The following is a 21,154-nucleotide window of genomic DNA, read 5'->3' as shown; positions in this document are numbered from 1 at the left end:
TTCTCCGAATGCCGATTCCGCCGGCCGCCCGGCTGGGGCACACTGCGTCGAAACAAGGCGTGTGGCCTGCCGCACCAGCCGCACCGGCCGCGGCGCTTCCCATCGGCACATGCCCGCTGTAACCCACACCGCACGGAGACACCCCCACCATGGCGCGACAGATCCTTGAAGGCATTCGGGTCCTCGAACTCGGGCAACTGATTGCCGGCCCCTTCGCCGCCAAGACCCTCGCCGATTTCGGTGCCCACGTGGTCAAGGTGGAGCCCCCCGGGCAGGGCGATCCGCTGCGCAAATGGCGCATGCTTTACGAGGACACCTCCGTCTGGTGGGAAGCGCAATCGCGCAACAAGCAATCCATCTGCATCGACCTGCGCAATCCGCAGGGGCAGGCGGTGGTGCGCAAGCTGGCCGCCGAGGCCGACGTGCTGATCGAGAACTTCCGCCCGGGCACCATGGAAAAATGGGGCCTGGGCTATGAAGCGCTGCGCGCGGAAAACCCCGGCCTGATCATGGTGCGCGTGTCTGGCTACGGCCAGACCGGCCCGAAGAAGGATGAGCCGGGCTTTGCCGCGGTGGCCGAGGCCATGGGCGGCCTGCGCTACCTCACGGGCGAACCGGGCCGTGCCCCGGTGCGCGCCGGCCTGTCGCTGGGCGACACCATTGCCGGGCTGCATGGCGCGCTCGGCGTGCTGCTGGCGCTGTACGAGCGCGATGCGCGCGGCGGCGAAGGCCAGGTGATCGACGTGGCGCTGTACGAGTCGCTGTTCAACCTGAGCGAAAGCCTGCTGCCGGAGTATTCGGCGTTTGGTGCCGTGCGCCAGCCGGCTGGCGGCGCCTTGCCCGGCATCGCGCCGTCCAACGCCTATCCCTGCGCTAGTGGCGAATACGTGCTGGTGGCCGCCAACGGAGACGCCATTTTCAAGCGCCTGATGCACGCGATCGGCCGCGCCGACCTGGGCGACGACCCGGCGCTCGCACGCAACGATGGCCGCGTGAAACGCGTCGACGAGATCGATGCCGCCATCACCGCGTGGACCCGCACGCAAAGCGTGGAAGACGCACTGGTGGTGCTCAAGCAGGCCGAAGTGCCATCCGGGCGCATCTACACCGTGAAGGACATCTCGGAAGACCCGCACTACCGTGCGCGCGGCGTGATCGAGAGCGTGACCGCGGCCAGCGGCCTGACCGTCGAAGTGCCGGGCATCATGCCCAAGCTTTCGGCCAGCCCAGGCGCCATCCACGATCGTGCGCCGACGCTGGGCGAACACACGGACAGCGTGCTGGAGGCGGCCGGCTTCGACGCTGCCACCATCGCTGACCTGCGCGCACGCGGGGTCGTGGCATGAGTGCGTCATCCATGCTGCGCGGCCCGGCCCGCATCGAGATCAACGAAGTCGCACCGCGTGATGGCTTGCAGATCGAGCCGGCCGTGGTGCCGACTGATGCCAAGGTCGCCTTTCTAGATGCCTTGTCCGCCTGTGGCTTTGCACGCATCGAAGCCACGTCATTCACCTCGGCCAAGGCCATTCCCGCATTGGCCGATGCCGAGGCGGTCATGCACCGTATGCAGCGCGGCGCGGGCGTGCGCTACACCGCGCTGGTGCCGAACCTGCGCGGCCTGGAGCGCGCCTTGTCGTGCCGGCCCGATGAGCTCAACCTGGTGATGTCGGCCAGCGAGACGCATAACCGCGCCAACCTGCGCATGACGCGCGCCCAGTCGCAAGCGCAGTTGCTGGCAATGATCGAGGCGGCTAACGCCGCAGGCGTGCCGGTCAATGTTTCGCTGTCGACCGTGTTCGGCTGCCCCTTCGAGGGCGAGGTCGATGCTGATGGCGTGATGGCGCTGGCCGAGTCCTTCGCCCATGCTGGCGCGGCGGGCATCACGTTGTGTGACACCACCGGCATGGCGTATCCCACGCAGGTGGCCGCGCTGTGCGAGCGTTTCGGGCGAAGCCTGCCGCAGGCGGGCCTCACCATTCACCTGCATAACACCCGCGGCATGGGCCTGGCCAACGCGCTGGCCGCCTGGCAGGCGGGCGTGACCCGCTTCGACGCCGCCGCCGGCGGTCTCGGTGGTTGCCCCTTTGCGCCCGGCGCCAGCGGCAACGTCAGCACCGAAGAGCTGGTGCATATGTTCGATGCCATGGGCGTGGACACCGGCGTGGACCTGGCGCGCCTGCTCGACGTGGTGGCTGGCTTGCCCGCGCTGGTCCAGCGTGACACCGCCAGCCAGTTGCTGCGCGCGGGCACGCGCCTGCGCACGCACCAGCCGCCCGCCTGGCTGGCCGAGCATTTCGCCGGGCAGGGCTGACACCAGGGCTGACAGCGGGGCTGACAGCGGGCCCGCCGCAGGAATCCCGAAGGACGGGTGCGCACCGCACGGCGAGGGCCGGCGGGCGCTGAACAGAAAACCAAGATCAACAAGCACCAAGCAGGAGACACTTCATGCCTCGCAATCCGGCATCTGCCATCGCACGTCCCCAATCTTCCCTGTGCGCGTCCGGTGCGCGCCGCAAGACGCTCGCCGCCGCTGTGGCGCTGGCTGCCGCCGGCCTGGCCAGCTCCGCCGCACAGGCGCAGGACGGCTCCTATCCGACGCGCCCGGTCACGCTGGTGGTGTCCGCTGCTGCCGGCGGCACGACCGACCTGGCCGCGCGCATGATCTCCGAGCCCCTGTCCAAGGCCCTCGGCCAGCCGGTGGTCGTGGACAACCGCCCCGGTGGCTCGGGCGGCATTGCCGCGCAGACGGTGGCGCGCGCCAAGCCGGATGGCTACACCCTGATGGTGCAGTACTCGGGCTACCAGGTCATCTCGCCGCTGCTGATGAAGAACGCGTGGGATCCTGTGAAGGATTTCTCCCCGGTCGCCAACATCCTGTCGGCGCCGCAAGTACTGGTGGTGCGCCCGAGCTTGCCGGTGAAGACGCTCAAGGAACTGGTGGCCTATGCCAAGGCCAACCCCAACAAGCTCAACTACGCCTCGTCGGGCAATGGCTCCCTGCAGCATGTTTCCACCGAGCTGCTGAACCAGATGGCCGGCATCCAGATCACCCATGTCCCATACAAAGGCACCGGCCCGGCCATGACTGACCTGCTGGGCGGTTCGGTGGATCTCACCATCACCACGCCGCCGCCGCTGATGGGGCATATCGCGGGCGGCAAGCTGCGAGCGCTGGTGGTCACAAGCAAGCAGCGCCTGCCCAGCCTGAAGGACGTGCCCTCCGCGCCGGAAGCCGGCTACCCCGATCTCGATGTGTCGTCCTGGTTTGCCATGTACGCGCCGGCCGGCACGCCCAAGCCGGTCATCGACAAGCTCGCCGGCGAGATCGAGCGCATCATGCAGACCGAGACCTTCCGCAAGAAGGCTGAGGAGCTCGGCGCCGAGGCGAAGTTCATGGGCCCGCAGCAACTCGCGACCTATCAGCGCAACGAACTGGTCCGCTGGGCCAAGGTCATCAAGGCGGCCGATATCCACGCGGAATGATGCCGGTGCCCGGGGCCGGCAGTAAGCCGGCCGAAAGGCTCACCCTGTATCTTCGATGCCCACACGCTGGCGCGGATGCCGGCGTGGCATAGGTGTTGATCCCGATGCGGCCCTTTGCGGCATCGGCTAGCATCGCAACTTGCCGCTACGCGGCACTACGCAAGCCGTAGCACATGCGGCATGCATCAGCGCGAGCGCTGCAGTTGACGGGTAATCAGGTAGGAGAGAGAAATGTATAACAAGAAATTCTGGAAGCAGGCGCTGCTCGCGCTGGCGCTGTTCCTTGCGGGCTGGTTCACCTTTGGCGGCTACGCCCAGGCACAAGGCAAGCCCGAGAAGACCAAGGTCACCATCGCCGTGGGCGGCAAGAACCTGTTCTACTACCTGCCGCTGACCATTGCCGAGCGCCTCGGCTACTTCAAGGATGAAGGGCTCGACGTCGAGATCGTCGACTTCGCCGGTGGTGCCAAGGCGCTGCAGGCCGTGGTGGGCGGCAGCGCCGATGTGGTTTCCGGCGCCTACGAGCACACGATCAACCTGCAGGCCAAGGGCCAGCAGTACCAGGAATTCGTGCTGCAGGGCCGCGCCCCGCAGATCGTGCTGGTGGTCTCCAACAAGACCATGCCCAACTTCAAGTCGGTGGCCGATCTCAAGGGCAAGAAGATCGGCGTGACCGCGCCGGGTTCCTCCACCAACATGATGGCCAACTTCGTGCTGGCAAAAGCTGGCCTGAAGGCTTCGGACGTCTCCTTCATCGGTGTCGGCGCCAGCGCTGGCGCGGTGGCGGCCATGCGCTCCGGCCAGATCGACGCGATGGCCAACCTCGATCCGGTGGTGTCGATGCTGACCCAGAAGAACGAAGTGCACATCGCCTCTGACACCCGCACGCTGAAGGACACCCAGGCTGTCTTCGGCGGCAATATGCCGTCGGGTTGCCTGTACGCATCCACCGCCTTTATCCAGCAGAACCCGAACACCACGCAGGCCATGACCAACGCCATGGTGCGCGCGCTCAAGTGGCTGCAGAAGGCTGGCCCGTCGGACATCGTCAAGACCGTGCCGGAAAGCTACCTGCTGGGCGACCGCGCGCTGTACCTGTCCGCCTGGGAAAAGGTCAAGGAAGCCATCTCGCCGGACGGCACCATGCCGGCCGACGGTCCCAAGACCGCGCTCAACACGCTGCAACAGTTCGACCCGGACCTGAAGGGCAAGACCATCAAGCTGGAAAACACCTTCACCAACACCTTCGTGCAGAAGGCGAACGCCAAGTACAAGTAAGGCATCGCCTGCGCCCTGGGTGCTGGCGGCCCGCTGCGTGCAGCGGGCCTTTGCATTGGCGCTTGCCGATGCCATTCATGGCATCGGGTACGCCGTCCTGAACCTGCTTTTCACGTCATTACTATCGCGCGGAGCCGCGGTGCCTGCATCCATCGCACCCGTTGCGTCATTCAGCGCCGTATCCGCCAAGAGCCTGCCATGAGCACTCCCGCACTTTCCCTCGACAACGTCACCTGCACCTTCGTCTCCCGCGACGATCGCAGCCAGCGCTATACCGCCGTCAAGGAGACCACCCTGGACATCCAGCCCGGCGAGTTCGTCTCCGTGGTGGGGCCGACCGGCTGCGGCAAGTCCACCTTGCTGAATGTGGGGGCCGGCTTGCTGCAGCCCTCGATCGGCGAGGTACGGGTGTTCGGCGAGCCGCTGCGCGGCATCAACACCCGCGCCGGCTACATGTTCCAGGCCGAAGCCCTGATGCCGTGGCGCAGCGCGCTCGACAACGTCATTGCCGGGCTTGAATTCCGCGGCATGGCGCGTGCCGAAGCGCAGCAGGAGGGCGAGGCCTGGCTGCGCCGCGTCGGCCTGGGCGGGTTTGGCGACCGCTATCCGCACCAGCTCTCCGGCGGCATGCGCAAGCGCGTGAGCCTGGCCCAGACGCTGATACTGGATCCGGACATCATCCTGATGGACGAGCCATTCTCCGCGCTCGACATCCAGACCCGCCAGCTGATGGAAAACGAGGTGCTGGAATTGTGGGCGGCCAAGCGCAAGGCAGTACTCTTCATCACCCACGATCTGGACGAGGCCATCGCCATGAGCGATCGCGTGGTGGTGCTGTCGGCAGGTCCCGGCACGCACCCGATCGGCGAGTTTGCCATCGACCTGCCGCGTCCGCGCGACGTGGCCGAGATCCGCAACCATCCTCGCTTCATCGAGCTGCACGCGGCCATCTGGGACGTGCTGCGCGAGGAAGTCCTCAAGGGCTACGCGCAGCAGCGCAAGGTGGCCTGAGATGGCCTGGCGCACTTCGTTCCCATTCAATCCGGTCTGATTTCAATTCGAGTTTCGATTCCCATGGCTTTCCGTCCCGACTCCAAGGGCATGCTGCGATTCTGGCAGCTGCTCGTCCTCGTTGTGATCCTCGGTGCCTGGCATGCCGCCACGCGCTCGCAGCAGGTTGCCTTCTTCTTCGGTGAGCCGCTGATGGTGGCCCAGCGCATCTGGAACTGGTTCGTGGTCGAGCGCGACATCTACGTCCACCTCGGCGTGACCCTGATCGAGACGCTGCTGGCCTTTGGCATCGGCACGGCCGCGGGCCTTGGCGTTGGCCTGTGGCTGGCGCTCAGCCCGCTCACTTCGGCCATCCTCGATCCCTATATCAAGGCGATGAACTCGATGCCGCGCGTGATCCTGGCGCCGATCTTCGCCGTCTGGTTTGGCCTGGGCATCTGGTCCAAGGTGGCGCTGGCGGTGACGCTGGTGTTCTTCATCGTGTTTTTCAATGTCTACCAAGGCGTCAAGGAAGTCAGCCCCGTGGTGCTGGCCAATGTGCGCATGCTGGGTGCGAACCGCAAGCAGCTGCTGCGCCATGTCTACCTGCCGAGCGCGACCAGCTGGGTGTTTTCCTCGTTGCATACGTCAGTCGGCCTGGCCTTCGTGGGCGCGGTGGTGGGCGAGTACCTGGGCTCGGCGCGCGGCGTCGGCTACCTGATCCTGCAGGCCGAGGGCACCTTCGACATCAACACCGTGTTTGCGGGCATCGTGGTGCTGACCGCGGCGGCGCTGATGCTGGATACGCTGGTCGGCAGCGTGGAGAAGCGGCTGATGAAGTGGCAGCCCAAGAGCGGGGAGACCGAGCGGTTGTAAGCCCGCCGTGGGGCTGGCGCCCGGGCGATGGCGAGCGTGCGCCGGACGTGGTGAAGTTGGCTGAAATTATTGTTTTGCAATAAAAATTGTTTGTGAAACAATCATTTCCACATAGAATCACGACTTGCTTACCGTCACCGGAGTCGCCATGCATCTCCCTGTTCCCTCGCGCATTGTCCGTGTCAGCCAGCGCCTGGCGACGCTGAGCCTGGTGATGGCGTTGTTCCTGGCTGACTGCATTACCGTGATCGCGCATATCCTGCGCCAAGCCAGCGACCTGGAGCAGGAACACCGCCAGTTCGTCTAAGCCAGCGTGATGCGCAATGCTGACCGCGGCGCGTACGCCACGCGCCGCCGGCAGTGGTCGATCGTGGTGGCGCTGGTGCTGGTGGCGCATGGGCTCGTGCTGGTTCCGGTGCCCTGGCCGGCACGGCAGGCCTCGCTCTTGTTGCCTCGGCCGGGCGAGCGGGACCAGCGGGCCATGCAGTGGGTGGCTGTGCTGCCGCAGGCCAGGTTGCCCACGCCCGCTGCCGCCGCCAAGCCTGCTGCATCCTCCCGCAAGCCGCAGGCCTTGTCTGCGCCTCGGCCTGAGCGCGCGTCCGCCGTTGTGAATCGCGCCGCGCCGGCAGGACAGCCCGGCCGCGAGCCAGTCGCGGCGATGGCTTTGCCGCCCGGGGCGGGCACACCTTTGCGCAGTTCGAGCGCGGTCAGCGTGCCCATGCTGCCGCTGGCACCGACGCGCTCCGCAGATCCGGCATCTGCCACTGGCGTTGCGCGGGACAATATCGCCCGCAGTCGTCAGCGGGGCGAGGCCGTCTTCGAGCGCGCGGCCTCTGACGCGGTGGCCTCGCCTGCGCAGCGGCTTGCCGCGGGCATGGCAGCGGCCGCGCAGGGCGAAGCCCTTGTCGAGTCGCAGGTGGGCACGAATCGCACCGCGCGCGTGCGCGGTGCTGCAGGGACTTACTGCTTGCGCATGAAGGATCCAAGCCTGAAGGTCGATCCGTTTCGGCAGGAGCTGGCGCTGCCGGCCAATTGCCCGCCCTAGAGGCCATTCAAGAGGATTCTGGCGTCGTTGCGCGGCCTTGGCCGATCCACTTCCCGGCCCCGGTGCCTGCCACCGCAGGCACCGCGAAGCGCACGCTGACGGTCAGGCCGCCACCGGGGGTTTCCTCAAGCGCCACCGTGGCGCCATGGGCGCGCGCAATCTGGCGCACGATCGGCAGGCCCAGGCCGCTGCCATCCTGCGCCGGGGGGGATTCGCCGCGATAGAAGCGCTGGAATACCTTGTCGCGTTCGTCGTCGGGAACGCCCGGGCCGCTATCCACCACTTGCAACAACGGCTGGTTCTCCGGACCCGCCACGCGGACCGTCACCTGCGCGCCGGGGCCGGCATAGCGGATCGCGTTATCGACGAGGTTGCCGGCCAATTCCTGCAATAGTTCCGCTTGCCCCAGGACTTGCACCGGCGCATCGGCTTCGAAGCCCAGGTCGACCTGGGCTGCCCGTGCCACCGGTGCCCATTCGAGGGCCAAGTCCCTGGCCAGCGTATCCAGGCGTAAGGGCAGCAATGCCGGCGCGTAGCCACTGTCCGGTTCCAGGCGCGATAGCGAAAGCAGTTGCTGCACGCCCTTGGCGGCGTGGCGCACGGTATCGTGCAGCGGCCGCAAGTGGCGAAGGATGCGGTCGCCGTCGCGCTCGCGCAGCGCCAGTTCCGACTGCGCCTGCATGATGGCCAGCGGGGTCTTCAACTGGTGGGCGGCATCGGCAAAGAAGCGCTTGCGCGCCAGCAACATGCGGTGCAGGCGCGCGACGTACTGGTTGATCGCCTCGACCAGGGGCTTCATTTCGGCGGGCAGGTCTTTTTGCTCCAGCGGCGCCAGGTCGTCGGCGCCACGCTCGGCTACCGTGGCGCTGAGCCGGTGCAGCGGCCGCAGGCCGCGCCGCACGCCGAACCACACGATGCCCAGCGCCAGCGTGACCAGTACCATTTCCTGTTGCAGCGAGCCGGCCAGGATCTCGTGCGCCAGCGACTGGCGCGGCTCGATGGTCTCGCCGACCAGCACCCAGACCAGCCGCGCCTGCCCCGACGGCATGTCGCGCACCGGCAGCGGCTGCGCTGCCATGCGCACCGGCTCGCCGCGGAAAACGGCGTCGTAGAAGACGGTCTTGTAGAGCGGCTGCGTTGGCGTGGCCGGCATCGGCAGGTCGTCGTAGCCGGTCAGCGTGGCGCCGTGCTCGTCGCGAATCACGTAGTAGATCCGGCTGCCGGCCTCGGACTCGAAGATCTCCAGCGCCAGGTTAGGCACGTCGATGGCGAAGCGGCCCTCATGCAGGCGGATGCCTTCGCGCATCGATTTGAGCGAGGCTTCCAGCGTGCGGTCGAACGCCACGTGGGCGGCGTCCATCGCACGGTGATAGGTCATCCATGCGTCCATTGCCAGCAGGGCCAGCAACGGCAGCAGCAGCCAGAGCGACAGCTGCAGGCGCAGGCTCGGGACTTTCATCGGGCCGCCGGCGCGGCCATGTCCGCTTGTGCGCAGGCATCGAGCAGGTAGCCCAGCCCGCGCAGGGTCACGATGGCCACGCCGCTGCCTTCGAGCTTCTTGCGCAGGCGGTGCACGTAGATTTCGATGGCGTCCGGGTTGACCGATTCGTCGATGCCGAAAATCTTCTCCGACATGGCTTCCTTGTTGACAGCGCGCCCGTCGCGCAGCATCAGCACCTCGAGCACGGCGCGTTCTCGCCGGGTCAGCGCCAGGGGCTCGCCGCCAAGCACGAAGGCGCGGCTGATGCCGTCATAGCTCAGCGGGCCGCATTGCAGTTGCGTGCTCTCGTGACCAAAGCTGCGGCGTATCAGCGCGCGCGCGCGGGCCTCCAGCTCAGACAGGTCGAACGGCTTGGACAGGTAGTCGTCCGCACCCAGGTTGAGCCCCTTCACACGGTCCTCGACCGAGCCGTGCGCGGTCAGGATCAGCACGGGCATGGCATTGCGCCGTTGCCGCAGGCGCCGCAGCACCTCCAGGCCATCGAGCTTGGGCAAGCCCAGGTCGAGGATGACCAGCGCGTAGTCCTGGGTCGAGAGCAGGTGATCGGCCGCGCGGCCATCGTGCATGCAGTCCACGGTGAAGCCCGCCTGGCTGAGCGCCTCGGCCAGGGCATTCGCCAGCATCACATTGTCTTCAACGAGCAGGATTCGCATTCTCTTGGCGGGCAGGGCGCCCGGGTGAAATCGGTAAAAGCGGAGGAGGGCCGCGAACGCGGGCCGCGCTGAGAGATACAGGTATCCGGCCCGGCTTTGAAGCTAGGGAAACTCCCAATCCCGAACGCCGGCGCGGCGATGAAATCCGTCGAATTTCGAAAGCGAACTGAAAGTGCGCCTGCCATACCATGCGTGCCATCCCGGGGGCCTGCCCGGACATCACCACAACAATCACAAGTCACAAATCACAATAGGAGACAGCATGAAGCTGAAATCGATCGCGCTGGCAGCAGTCGGCATGAGCCTGGCCGGTGGCGCTGCGGCGCAATCCAGCGTGACCCTGTACGGCATCATGGATGCCGGCATTGAATACGCCAGCCATGCCGGCCCGAATGGTTCGGTGGTCAAGATGACCTCGGGCGGAAAGAACACGTCGCGCTGGGGCATGCGCGGCAGCGAGGACCTTGGCGGTGGGCTCAAGGCATTGTTCCAGCTGGAGAGCGGCATCGCCATCGATACAGGCCGGCTGGATTCCGATGGCACGCTGTTCGATCGGCGCGCCATTGTTGGCTTGTCCAGCAAGTACGGCCAAGTGGTGCTGGGCCGCACCTTCACCACCACCTACGATTTCATGCTGCCGTTCGACCCGATGGGCTACGCGCCGAACTATTCGTGGGCGACCTCGGCGACCGCTACGGGCGACCGCAAGGATGGCTTGTTCTCGCGCGCGTCCAACGCGATCCGCTACGACGGCACGTTTGGTGGCGTGAAGCTGGGCGCCACGGTGGCGCTGGGCGAAGTGGCCGGCAGCTTCAAGAGCTCGTCCAAGTACGATCTCGGCGTGGGCTACAGTGCGGGCGGCTTTGCCGCGGCCGCCACCTGGGACCGCCAGAACGGCGCAGGCACCAGCACCACGCCCGCCGATGTCACGGACTACATTCAGGGCATCCACGCTGGCGCCAGCTATGACTTCGGCGACCTGAAGCTCTACGCGGGCTACCGCAACTACAAGCGGACCTTCACCACGGCAGCCGCGTCTCACCGCAGCGATATGTACTGGGGCGGCGCGTCGTATGACTTCACGCCGGCGTTCACGTTGTATGGCGCGGTCTACAAGCAGAATATCAAGGGCGGCAGCGATGCCGATCCGATCCTGTTCTCGGTGCGCGCCCAGTACGCGCTGTCCAAGCGCACCACGGCTTACCTGTCCGGCGGCTATGCCAAGGCGCGCAACGGGCAGAACGTGAGCTTGTCCCGGGACTTCATCGGTTATGCAAACAACCAGGTGGGGGTGACCGCCGGCTTGCAGCATCGCTTCTGATGCACGCAGTGATGGCTGCGTGAAGCGCCGCAGAGCAAGAAAAAAGCGCCTGGTGCTACGGCACCAGGCGCTTTTTTACTCTTGCACGGCGCCAGAGGCGCGCCAAGTCAGGGCACGATGACGATCTTGCCGGTGACCTTGCGGGCTTCCATGTCTTTCAGGGCTTGCGGCGCCTGCTCCAGCGCATAGCGCGCGGAGATGTGCGGGCGGATCTTGCCTTCCTTCATCCAGCCCAGCATCTGAGCCATGTTGGCTTGATTGGCCTTGGGCTCGCGCCGCGCAAAGTCACCCCAGAACACGCCCACCAGCGAGGCGCCCTTGAGCAGCGCCAGGTTCAGCGGGAGCTTGGGGATTTCGCCATTGGCAAAGCCCACCACCAGGTAGCGGCCGCGCCAGCCGATCGAGCGGAACGCCGGCTCGGCGTAGATGCCGCCCACCGGGTCATAGATGACGTCGGGGCCACGGCCATCGGTCAGCGCCTTCACGCGTTCGCGCAGGTCTTCGGTGCTGTAGTTGATCAGCGCATCGGCGCCATGGTCCTTGCAGACCGCGAGCTTTTCGTCGGTGGAGGCGGCTGCGATCACGCGCGCGCCGATGGCCTTGCCGATTTCGATGGCGGCCAGGCCCACGCCGCCGGCAGCGCCGAGCACCAGCATGGTCTGGCCCGCTTTCAGCTCACCGCGGTCGATTACCGCGTGGTGCGAGGTGCCATAGGTGAGGGTGAATGCCGCGGCGGTCTCGAAGTCGATGCCCGGCGGCATCGGCACCACGGCGGCGGCGGGGGCCTTGGCCTGCGAGGCGAAGGCGCCGTTGCCCAGGTAGGCGATCACGTTGTCGCCGGGTTTGACGTGCGTCACGCCTTCGCCCACCGCGTTGACCACGCCGGCCAGTTCCGAGCCTGGCGAGAAGGGCAGTTGCGGCTTGGCCTGGTATTTGTTCTGGATGATGAGGACGTCGGGGAAATTCACGCCAGCCGCCTTCACATCGATCACGACTTCGCCCGCGCCGGGCACCAGGTCAGGCAGGGTTTCGAGCACCAGCGAATCAGGCGGGCCCCAGGCTTTGCAAAGTACGGCTTTCATCATGTCTCCGGTGATATGTTCGATGCCCGGCAGAAGATGGCGCAAAAGGGTGCATGCGCGGTGCACGCGTGGTCCATGCCAGTTGCGCCAGGCAGGCCCGGGCAAGTGTAGCGCAAAATAGCACGGTCGTTCTGTTACAAGCTGGCGAGCCGCCGCCGGGTACTGGTTTTGCGGCAGGATTTGCGCTGCGGACAGGCCGCTTGCAGCAGCCTTGTCAGGTACAATCCCGGCCATGCATATCCTCCTCGCAAACGATGACGGTTACCTGGCGCCGGGGCTAGCCGCGCTACATGCCGCGCTGGCGCCGCTGGGGCGCATCACGGTGATTGCACCCGAGCAAAACCATAGCGGTGCTTCCAACTCGCTGACCTTGCAGCGGCCACTGTCCATCTATGAAGCCCGGGAGGGCGTGCAGAAAGGGTTCCGCTTCGTCAACGGCACGCCGACCGATTGCGTGCATATCGCGCTCACAGGTCTGCTAGACGAGAAACCCGACCTGGTGGTGTCCGGCATCAACCAGGGCCAGAACATGGGCGAGGACGTACTGTATTCCGGCACCGTCGCCGCCGCCATCGAGGGCTTCCTGCTCGGCATTCCCTCGATCGCCTTTTCGCAGGTGGACAAGGGCTGGACGCATCTTGATGCCGCCGCGCGCGTGGCACGCGACATTGTCGAGCGCTATATCGCCAGGCCCTCGGCCGAGCCGTTCCTGCTCAACGTCAATATCCCCAGCCTGCCGTCTGAACACATCAAAGGCTACCGCGCCACCCGGCTTGGCAAGCGCCATCCGTCCCAGCCGGTGATCACGCAGGTCAACCCGCGCGGCGATACCAACTATTGGATCGGCCCCGCCGGCGATGCGCGCGATGCGAGCGAGGGCACGGATTTCCATGCCACCGGCGAAGGCTTCGTGTCGCTGACACCTTTGCAGCTGGACCTGACTCATCGCGGGCAGCTCGAGCAGATCAACCAGTGGCTGGCATAAGCTCTTGCCCGCGTAGTAGCCGGCCGTCATGAGTTCCGTCCCGCGTCGCCCAAAATTTCCCCTGTCGCTGGACGCGGTGGTCGAGCGCAAGCCCGCGCCGGCGCGTACCGCTGGCATGCCTGCGGTGGGCGGCGCGCGCGGCGCGGCGATGGCAGCCAAATCACGCGCGGCCAAGGCGCCTGCTGCGCCCACCCCGGGAGCGAGCGCCGTGCAGGCGCGTGCCAGTGCCGCCACGGCGGGCGGCGGCGGCATGGCCTCGGAACGCGCGCGTGGCGCGCTGGCGGCGCGGCTGCGCGCGGCCGGCATCCGCGACGACCGCGTGCTCGACGCGATTGCCACTATCCCGCGCCACCTGTTTGTCGAGCCCGGCCTGTCATCGCAGGCGTATGAAGATGCGGCGTTGCCGATCGGCCACCAGCAGACCATCTCCAAGCCGTCGGTGGTGGCTCGCATGATCGAGCTGCTGCGCGATGGCCTCGGCGCGGATGAGCCGCTGGAGCGTGTGCTGGAAATCGGTACCGGCTGCGGCTATCAGGCGGCCGTGCTGAGCCTGGTGGCGCGGGAAGTGTTCTCCATCGAGCGGATTCGTCCGCTGCACGAACAAGCCAAGGCGAACTTGCGGCCGCTGCGGGTGCCAAACCTGCGCCTGCACTATGGCGATGGCATGTTGGGTTTACCCCAGGCGGCGCCGTTTTCGTCGATTATCCTGGCGGCGGCCGGCATGGAGGTGCCTCAGGCGTTGCTGGAGCAGCTTGCCATTGGCGGGCGGCTGATTGCGCCTGTGGCGGTGCCTCCGTCCGCCGGCGGGCCCGGGCAGACCGTCACACAGCAATTATTGTTGATCGAGCGGCGTAACCGGCATCGATTTCACCGGACCGCGCTTGAAGCCGTTTTCTTTGTGCCATTAAAATCGGGCACTATCTGAGTCGAACTATGCACAATATCGTGAATACGGAACGTTTCGCCCGCGCCGGGCAGCTCGCTACCGCCTCCCTGCTGCTGGCCCTGCTGGCCGCCTGCGCCTCCTCGCCCATGCCGGCGCCCGTGGTGGACCGAACCTCCGGAGCCGGCGTCGCCGGTGTCGTCCCGCTGGAACCCGCGCCGCCGGGATACTATCGCGTCAAGCGAGGCGATACGCTTTATCGAATCGCGCTCGAGAACGGTCAGTCCTATCGCGATGTCGCGGCCTGGAATTCGCTGGCCAACGCCAACCAGATCGAAGTGGGTCAATTGTTGCGCGTGGCGCCTCCTGGCGCCGACGTCAACGCGGGCTCCGGCGTAGCCACCATGCCGGTGACGCCGGGCGCCGTGCAGGGCCAGCCGATCGACCAGGCGCGGCCTGTGCCCACGCCGGTTCCGCCGGCAGCCACAGCTGGCGGGGCTTCCACGCCCGTGGCGGCGGCCTCCGCGCCCGCCGCCGATGGCTCGATCAAGCTGGCTTGGCCGGTCACCGGCCAGTTGATCGGTCGTTTCGACGAAAAAGGCAACAAGGGCATCGATATTGCTGGCAAAAAGGGCGATCCGGTGCAGGCAGCCGACGATGGCCGCGTGATTCACGTTGGCCCCTTGCGCGGCTACGGGAATCTTGTCATCATCAAACACAACGATACATATCTCACTGCGTACGGCCACAACGACAAGGTGCTGGTGACGGAGCAGGCAACGGTCCGCAAGGGACAAAAGATTGCAGAGATGGGTAACAGTGACACCGATCGTGTGAAGCTGCATTTCGAGGTACGCAAGAACGGGAAACCAGTCGATCCGATGCGGTATCTGCCGCCACAGTGAGGGTTCATGCCACGCCAGAAAACTGTCTCCACCGGAAGCACCAGCCGCGCTCGGCGTCCCAAGCAGCCGGAGTTGCAGCAGTCCACTGGCGTGGCGCAAGCCGATGCCGATGCAGATTCCGAGGCCTACGGCCAGGACCCGGCCGCCGACCTGGTGCCGCTCACCGATGAGCCCATCACCACGGGTACGGCAGTAGGCCTGCGCGAGGCCGACCTGATGGTCGAGGAAGTCGAGCGCCAGGCCCGCGACGAGGACGAAGAAGAGTCCGAGGACGAAGAAGAGGGCGAGGCCGCAGCCGAGCCGGCCGCGCCCGATCACGACGACTTCCGCACCGTGCTGCACACCGAACTGGCAGCCGACACCGTCCAGCATTACCTGAATCGCATCAGCATCAAGCCGCTGCTGTCCGCGCCGGAGGAACTGCATTTTTCCACCCTGGCCAAGGGCGGCGATTTCTCGGCGCGGCAGGTCATGATCGAGCGCAACCTGCGGCTGGTGGTCAGCATCGCCAAGGGCTACCTCAATCGCGGCGTGCCGCTGCTGGACCTGATCGAGGAAGGCAATCTCGGCCTGATGCATGCCATCGAGAAATTCGACCCTTCCCGCGGATTCCGTTTCTCGACCTACGCCACATGGTGGATCCGCCAGAGCATCGAGCGCGCCATCATGAACCAGGCGCGCACCGTACGCCTGCCGGTGCACGTCATCCGCGAACTCAACCAGGTGTTGCGCGCCAAGCGCCATCTGGAAAAGGGCGGCACCGACGGCCGCGATGCCAGCCTGGAAGACATTGCCCACCTGCTGGGCAAGACCCCTGACGAAATACAAGACGTGCTCGCGCTCAACGAGCACACCACCTCGCTCGACACGCCATTCGATCTCGATCCCGGATCCAGCCTGCTTGATTTCCTATCGGACGAGCACAACGCCGCGCCCGACCAGGAAGTCGCCCACCGCGAGCTGGAAAACCTGATGAAACAATGGTTGGCGCGTTTGTCCGAAAAGCACCGCTATGTTGTCGAGCGCCGCTTCGGGCTTAATCACATCGAGCCGGCCACGCTGGAAGAGCTTGCCGAGGAAATGGGGCTGACGCGCGAGCGTGTGCGCCAGATCCAGCAAGAGGCGCTGGTCAAGCTCAAACGCCATTTTGCTTCGCAAGGCGTGCGCAAGGACGCTGTTCTATGACACCTGTGCTGGTATTCGACATCGAGACGATTCCCGATGTCGATGGTTTGCGTCGTCTGCACGACCATCCCGATTCCATGACCGATGCCGAGGTCGCCGAACATGCTTTCGCGGCCCGCCGCGAGAAAAACGGCACCGATTTCCTGCCACACTACCTGCAGCGCATCGCGGCCATTTCCTGCGTGCTGCGCCGTAACCAGCGCGACGGCACACCGGTTTTCCACGTGGGCTCGCTTGGCACGCTGGAAGACGGCGAGGCGGTGCTGATCCAGAAGTTCTATGACCTGGTGGCGCGCTATTCGCCCCAGATGGTGTCGTGGAACGGCGGCGGCTTCGACCTGCCCGTGCTGCATTACCGCGGGCTGGTGCATGGCATCGTGGCGCCGCGCTACTGGGAAATGGGCGACGGCAGCGAGTCCGACAGCCGCGAATTCAAGTGGAACAACTACATCAGTCGTTACCACATGCGGCACCTGGACCTGATGGACCTGCTGGCGATGTACCAGCCGCGTGCCAGTGCACCGCTGGACGATCTTGCCAAGCTGTGCGGCTTTCCCGGCAAGATGGGCATGGACGGCAGCAAGGTCTGGCAGGCCTACCAGGACGGCCAGTTGCCCGCGATCCGCGATTACTGCGAGACCGACGTCGTCAATACCTACCTGGTGTACTGCCGCTTCCAGTTGATGCGCGGCGGCCTGACGCCGAAGCAGTTCGATACCGAAATCGAGTTCGTGCAGGAGTCGCTCGCCGAGTTGCCGGGCTCCCAGTGGATCCAATACCTCCAGTCCTTCCGCATCAAGCCGGTGTATGCCGGCGGCGATGACGACGAAGAGCCGGAAATCTGAGCGTCTCTCATTGCAGGCCCTTATTCGTCCGCCAGCGACAGGTAGATCGGCTGGTGGTCGGATGCCCGCGTTTCGCCATCCACCTCGCAGCACAGCACGCGCGGCAGCAGGTCCTCCGTCAGGAATGCGAAGTCGCAGGCAAACGGCGCCTGCGGCCATTGCTCCCTGTCATATAAGGCGCAAGTTGGTGCGTGGGGCTTGCCGGGGTGGGTATGCGTCCAGGCGTCGTGCCAGCCGATGATGCCGGTTTCGTGGCAACCGTCGTATGGCGCCAACATGCGCAGGTAAGCAATATCGTCCGGCGCGCCGTTGAAATCGCCGCACAGCACGGCGGAGGCGGGCCGCGCTTCCGGCGTGAATGGGCCGGGGCTGGTCTCGCGCAGGCCGGGTTGGCTGGCGTGCTCGCAGGCCTCGCGGTGCCAGGCACGCAGCGCGTCGGTCTGGGCAGCGCGCTGATGCGTCGAGTAATACTCCAGGTGGGTGCAGATCACGCGCAGGCGACGCTCTCCCGCCATTACCGTCGCTTCCAGCGCCACACGCGGCATTGACGGGACGGTTGGATCGGTCGGCCAGGGCAGGGCGTGGCGAAACACTTCGCGCAAGGGCAGGCGGGTGGCAATGAGATTGCCGAACTGGCGTGGCGCGCCGTCTGTGGTAAAGCGGTCTACCGCTGGCGCGTAGAGGATCCGGTAGCCGGGCAACAGCGCCGCCAGCTCGGCCACCTGGTCGGGCCCAGGCTCGCCTGCGAGGTCGGTGTAGCCGCGCGTCACCTCCTGCAGGCAGAGTACATCGGCGTCGGCGATCGCGTGCAGCGTCCTGACGGTGCGGGCCAGGTCGACGCGCCCGTCGGCGCCACGACCCCACTGGATGTTCCAGGAAATCAGTTCCATGTCGCCCCCTGCTCGGTTGCCGCGGCGCGCGGTGCCGGTGTTCTGTGCCGGAAGTGCCACGCGCGTGCTGCACCCATGTTGCGCCTATCTCGCGCGCTTGTCCCGGTCTTCATGCCGCCGGGCTTGCCGCAGGGCCGCCCGGCCGTGCGTCTGGACTACAATCGCGCTTTCACAAAACAATACGTCAGGTTCCCCAGGTGTCTCAAGCCGTGACTCTTTCGCAAGCCCATTCTGTGCCAGAAGGTGGCGCTTTCGCCTCCCCGGCCGTACCCGTACCGGTCAAGCCTGCGCCCGTGCAGTTGCCCGTCGTGCAGATCCACAGCCTCGACATGGAGGCGCGCGGCGTTGGCCGGCTGGTCAATGAGGACGGCAGCCCGGGCAAGGTGATTTTTGTCGAGGGCGCACTGCCGGGCGAGACCGTCAGCTACAGCAGCTTCAAGCGCAAGGCCAGCTTCGAGCAGGCCAACCTGGGCATGATCAAGAAGGCCTCGCCGATGCGCGTGAAGCCGGGCTGTGAGTATTTTGGCGTTTGCGGTGGTTGTTCGATGCAACACCTGGACGCGCGCGCGCAGGTGGCCATCAAGCAGCGCGTGCTGGAAGACGATCTCTGGCACTTGTCGAAGCTGCACCCGGATGTGGTGTTCCGCCCGATCGCCGGCCCGGACTGGGGCTACCGCTACCGGGCGCGTCTGACGGTGCGTTACGTGGCAAAAAAAGGCGTGGCGCTGGTTGGCTTTCATGAGCGCAAGAGCAGCTATGTGGCCGACATGGCGAGCTGCAAGGTTTTGCCGCCGCACGTATCGGACCTGCTGGTGCCGCTGCGGGAGTTGATCACGGGATTGTCGATCCGCGACCGCCTGCCGCAGGTCGAGCTGGCGGTGGGGCAGGATGTGACGGTGCTGGTGCTGCGCATCCTGATGCCGCTGACCGACGCCGACGAGGCGTTGCTGCGCGCCTTCGCCGACCAGCACGGCGTGCAGTTCTGGCTTCAGCCCAAGGGCCCGGACACCGTGGTGCCGTTCTACCCGCTGGACCGCGAACTGGCCTACACGTTGCCGGAATTCAATATCCGCATGCCGTTCAAGCCGACCGACTTTACCCAGGTCAACCACCAGATCAACCGCGCGCTGATCGGCCGGGCGCTGCGCCTGTTGGACGCCCGCCCGGATGAGCGGCTGCTCGACCTGTTCTGCGGCATTGGCAATTTCACGTTGCCGCTGGCCACGCGCGGCCGCTCGGTGATGGGCATCGAAGGCAGCGAGGCCCTGACTACCCGGGCACTTGCCAATGCGGTCATCAACGGGTTGAACCACAAGACCGAATTCGCCTGCAGGAACCTCTTCGAGGTGGGTGCGGAAGACATCGCCGCGCTGGGCCGTTTCGACCGCTGGCTGATCGACCCGCCGCGCGAAGGTGCGCTGGCGGTCAGCAAGGCGCTTGGTGAACTGGCCCAGGCTGGCAGCGACGTGCTGCCCAAGCGCATCGTCTACGTCTCGTGCAACCCGGCCACGCTGGCGCGCGACGCCGGCTTGCTGGTGCACGAGGCCGGCTACCGGCTTTCCGGTGCTGGCGTGGTCAACATGTTCCCGCATACCTCCCACGTGGAATCGATCGCGGTGTTCGACCGCGGCTGAGGAAGGCAGGCGCGGCGTTGCGGCCACCGCAAAGAAAAAGGCCAGCGCGGATGCGCTGGCCTTTTTTAGTCCGGGGCAGGGCGGCCGGGCCGCCCGCCTTAGTCGCGGTTGCCGCCGAAAATGCCCAGCAGCGCCAGCAGGTTGGCAAAGACGTTGTACACGTCCAGGTAGATCGCCAGCGTTGCCGTGATGTAGTTGGTCTCGCCCCCGTTCAGCACGCGCTGCACGTCAAAGAGGATGTAGGCGGAGAAGATGCCGATGGCGATCACCGAAACCGTGATCATCAGCGACGGCAGTTGCAGCCAGATGTTGGCGACGCTGGCCAGGATTAGCAGGATCACGCCGACGAACAGGAATTTGCTCAGCCCGGAGAAATCGCGCTTGCTGACGGTAGCGATGGTGGCCATGGCGCCAAACACCGCCGCTGTGCCGCCAAAGGCATACATGATCAGCGCGGGGCCGTTGGAGAACTGCAGCACCGACCCGATCAGGCGCGACAGCATCAGCCCCATGAAGAAGGTGAATGCCAGCAGCAGGACCACGCCCATGCTGCTGTTCTTGGTCTTCTCGATGGCATAGAAGAAGCCGAACGCGATGCCCAGGAACAGGATCATCGACAGGCCGGGGCTGCCTTTCATCAGGCTGAAGCCCGTGGTGACGCCGATCCACGCACCGATGACGGTGGGAATCATCGAAATCGCAAGCAACCAGTAGGTGTTGCGCATGACCCGATTGCGCACCACGACGTCGCTGGTCGCGGTGCCACTGCCGAAACTGTATGTGTTCAGCTTGTTATCCATGGTGACTCCTGTCTCAAAACGGTGAGGCGCCGGGGTAACCCAGGCGGGCACAACGCCAATGTGGCATCGCAGTAACGGAATTGCAAGGGCTGGGGAACGTATCAGCCACATTCTTGCGGAATCCGCGCTGCCAGTGATGCTTTGATCGCGACCGGCCTCCTGCGTTCCCTGCATGTGGCGCGATACTTTAAGTGACTTTTAAGTATCTTTTCGATGTGTGCCGTGCTTTGGTTGGCTCACGGGAACCTGCGGCCACGGGCCTTCTCGAAACCATAACCGTCTCGTGCTAGAATTGCACGTTTACTTGAATTGTAACCCCTTCATTTTTTGGAGTTTTTATGGCGATCGAACGCACCCTGTCGATTATCAAGCCGGATGCCGTGGCAAAGAATGTCATCGGCCAGATTTACGCTCGTTTCGAGGCCGCAGGCCTGAAGATCGTGGCTGCCAAGATGGTTCACCTGTCGCGCGGCGAAGCCGAGCAATTCTACGCAGTGCACGCTGCCCGCCCGTTCTTCAAGGACCTGGTGGACTTCATGGTTTCCGGCCCGGTCATCATCCAGGCCCTGGAAGGCGAGAACGCCATCGCCAAGCATCGCGACCTGATGGGCGCAACCGACCCGAAGAAGGCTGAAGCCGGCACGATCCGCGCCGATTTCGCTGACAGCATCGACGCCAACGCCGTTCACGGCTCGGACGCAGCAGAAACCGCTGCCGTCGAAATCGCTTTCTTCTTCCCCGGCATGAACGTTTACAGCCGCTGATTGTCTGGTCTATTCCACAAGACTAGACTGCCAT

Annotated in this window: 20 protein-coding genes and 1 pseudogene; 16 read left to right on the top strand and 5 right to left on the bottom strand. The window is 65.5% G+C overall.

The window, feature by feature from the left end; all coding sequences use genetic code 11:
- Positions 1-149: 149 nt before the first annotated feature.
- The 8 genes and pseudogenes from F7R26_RS12050 to F7R26_RS12015 all read left to right on the top strand — a co-directional run bounded on the left by F7R26_RS12050 (position 150) and on the right by F7R26_RS12015 (position 7,672).
- Complete coding sequence (locus tag F7R26_RS12050; protein ID WP_150993107.1) at positions 150-1,346, top strand: CaiB/BaiF CoA transferase family protein; 1,197 nt, start codon at positions 150-152, stop codon at positions 1,344-1,346.
- Entirely contained in the window at positions 1,343-2,311 is a 969-nt protein-coding gene (locus F7R26_RS12045) for a hydroxymethylglutaryl-CoA lyase (RefSeq protein ID WP_150993109.1), read from the top strand. Before F7R26_RS12050 ends, F7R26_RS12045 begins: the two co-directional genes overlap by 4 nt.
- Positions 2,312-2,445: 134 nt before the next feature.
- Positions 2,446-3,483 carry a Bug family tripartite tricarboxylate transporter substrate binding protein gene (locus F7R26_RS12040; RefSeq protein WP_193692068.1) on the top strand — a complete coding sequence of 346 codons (1,038 nt, stop codon included), beginning with the start codon at positions 2,446-2,448 and terminating at the stop codon, positions 3,481-3,483.
- A 231-nt stretch (positions 3,484-3,714) separates the two neighbouring features.
- The gene (locus tag F7R26_RS12035) at positions 3,715-4,761 is read left to right on the top strand and encodes an ABC transporter substrate-binding protein (protein ID WP_150993111.1); all 1,047 of its coding nucleotides are present in this window, start codon (positions 3,715-3,717) and stop codon (positions 4,759-4,761) included.
- 198 nt (positions 4,762-4,959) lie between these two features.
- Positions 4,960-5,772, top strand: coding sequence for an ABC transporter ATP-binding protein (locus F7R26_RS12030; RefSeq protein ID WP_150993113.1), 813 nt, complete (start codon positions 4,960-4,962; stop codon positions 5,770-5,772).
- A 63-nt stretch (positions 5,773-5,835) separates the two neighbouring features.
- On the top strand, positions 5,836-6,627 hold the full coding sequence (locus tag F7R26_RS12025; RefSeq protein WP_043347500.1) for an ABC transporter permease: 792 nt from the start codon (positions 5,836-5,838) through the stop codon (positions 6,625-6,627).
- Between the two features lie 148 nt (positions 6,628-6,775).
- A pseudogene (locus tag F7R26_RS41730) lies at positions 6,776-6,934 on the top strand (DUF2975 domain-containing protein); the annotation flags it as partial.
- 9 nt (positions 6,935-6,943) lie between these two features.
- Positions 6,944-7,672: a hypothetical protein gene (locus F7R26_RS12015; protein ID WP_150993115.1), complete on the top strand. Its 729-nt coding sequence runs from the start codon at positions 6,944-6,946 to the stop codon at positions 7,670-7,672.
- A 7-nt stretch (positions 7,673-7,679) separates the two neighbouring features.
- Here the strand turns inward: F7R26_RS12015 and F7R26_RS12010 are convergent, their stop codons facing one another.
- Positions 7,680-9,131 (bottom strand): sensor histidine kinase, encoded by a 1,452-nt coding sequence (locus F7R26_RS12010; RefSeq protein ID WP_241754307.1) that lies wholly within the window; start codon positions 9,129-9,131, stop codon positions 7,680-7,682.
- Positions 9,128-9,826: a response regulator gene (locus F7R26_RS12005; protein WP_150993117.1), complete on the bottom strand. Its 699-nt coding sequence runs from the start codon at positions 9,824-9,826 to the stop codon at positions 9,128-9,130. Before F7R26_RS12005 ends, F7R26_RS12010 begins: the two co-directional genes overlap by 4 nt.
- Before the next feature lie 262 nt (positions 9,827-10,088).
- Here F7R26_RS12005 and F7R26_RS12000 point away from each other — a divergent pair, with 262 nt between their 5' ends.
- The gene (locus tag F7R26_RS12000; RefSeq protein ID WP_150993119.1) at positions 10,089-11,147 is read left to right on the top strand and encodes a porin; all 1,059 of its coding nucleotides are present in this window, start codon (positions 10,089-10,091) and stop codon (positions 11,145-11,147) included.
- Positions 11,148-11,254: 107 nt separating this feature from the next.
- On the opposite strand, the gene F7R26_RS11995 is transcribed toward F7R26_RS12000, so the two are convergent.
- Positions 11,255-12,229: an NADPH:quinone oxidoreductase family protein gene (locus tag F7R26_RS11995; RefSeq protein ID WP_150993125.1), complete on the bottom strand. Its 975-nt coding sequence runs from the start codon at positions 12,227-12,229 to the stop codon at positions 11,255-11,257.
- A 232-nt stretch (positions 12,230-12,461) separates the two neighbouring features.
- On the opposite strand from F7R26_RS11995, the gene surE reads away from it, so the two are divergent.
- The 5 genes from surE to F7R26_RS11970 are packed head-to-tail and all read left to right on the top strand — an operon-like array spanning position 12,462 to position 17,032.
- Positions 12,462-13,214 carry a 5'/3'-nucleotidase SurE gene (surE, locus tag F7R26_RS11990; RefSeq protein WP_150993121.1) on the top strand — a complete coding sequence of 251 codons (753 nt, stop codon included), beginning with the start codon at positions 12,462-12,464 and terminating at the stop codon, positions 13,212-13,214.
- Positions 13,215-13,242: 28 nt separating this feature from the next.
- Positions 13,243-14,139 carry a protein-L-isoaspartate(D-aspartate) O-methyltransferase gene (locus F7R26_RS11985; RefSeq protein WP_183035013.1) on the top strand — a complete coding sequence of 299 codons (897 nt, stop codon included), beginning with the start codon at positions 13,243-13,245 and terminating at the stop codon, positions 14,137-14,139.
- Positions 14,140-14,147: 8 nt separating this feature from the next.
- Positions 14,148-15,002: a peptidoglycan DD-metalloendopeptidase family protein gene (locus tag F7R26_RS11980; RefSeq protein WP_150992415.1), complete on the top strand. Its 855-nt coding sequence runs from the start codon at positions 14,148-14,150 to the stop codon at positions 15,000-15,002.
- 6 nt (positions 15,003-15,008) lie between these two features.
- On the top strand, positions 15,009-16,187 hold the full coding sequence (rpoS, locus tag F7R26_RS11975) for an RNA polymerase sigma factor RpoS (protein ID WP_150992413.1): 1,179 nt from the start codon (positions 15,009-15,011) through the stop codon (positions 16,185-16,187).
- On the top strand, positions 16,184-17,032 hold the full coding sequence (locus tag F7R26_RS11970) for a 3'-5' exonuclease (RefSeq protein WP_150992411.1): 849 nt from the start codon (positions 16,184-16,186) through the stop codon (positions 17,030-17,032). The genes rpoS and F7R26_RS11970 overlap by 4 nt, the downstream gene beginning before the upstream one ends.
- Positions 17,033-17,052: 20 nt before the next feature.
- On the opposite strand, the gene F7R26_RS11965 is transcribed toward F7R26_RS11970, so the two are convergent.
- Complete coding sequence (locus F7R26_RS11965; RefSeq protein ID WP_150992409.1) at positions 17,053-17,922, bottom strand: endonuclease/exonuclease/phosphatase family protein; 870 nt, start codon at positions 17,920-17,922, stop codon at positions 17,053-17,055.
- Positions 17,923-18,251: 329 nt separating this feature from the next.
- Between F7R26_RS11965 and rlmD the strand changes: the two genes are divergently transcribed.
- The gene (rlmD, locus tag F7R26_RS11960; protein ID WP_241754532.1) at positions 18,252-19,556 is read left to right on the top strand and encodes a 23S rRNA (uracil(1939)-C(5))-methyltransferase RlmD; all 1,305 of its coding nucleotides are present in this window, start codon (positions 18,252-18,254) and stop codon (positions 19,554-19,556) included.
- A gap of 98 nt (positions 19,557-19,654) precedes the next feature.
- Here rlmD and F7R26_RS11955 read toward each other — a convergent pair whose 3' ends face one another.
- A complete protein-coding gene (locus F7R26_RS11955; protein WP_006157746.1) occupies positions 19,655-20,356 on the bottom strand; it encodes a Bax inhibitor-1/YccA family protein in 702 nt (233 codons plus the stop codon).
- 338 nt (positions 20,357-20,694) lie between these two features.
- Between F7R26_RS11955 and ndk the strand changes: the two genes are divergently transcribed.
- Positions 20,695-21,120, top strand: a complete 426-nt coding sequence (gene ndk, locus F7R26_RS11950) for a nucleoside-diphosphate kinase (RefSeq protein WP_006157747.1) — start codon at positions 20,695-20,697, stop codon at positions 21,118-21,120.
- The last annotated feature ends 34 nt before the right edge of the window (positions 21,121-21,154 follow it).

The organism is Cupriavidus basilensis, from assembly GCF_008801925.2.
Classification (GTDB): domain Bacteria; phylum Pseudomonadota; class Gammaproteobacteria; order Burkholderiales; family Burkholderiaceae; genus Cupriavidus; species Cupriavidus basilensis.
This window is presented reverse-complemented; position numbering and strand designations above follow the sequence as displayed.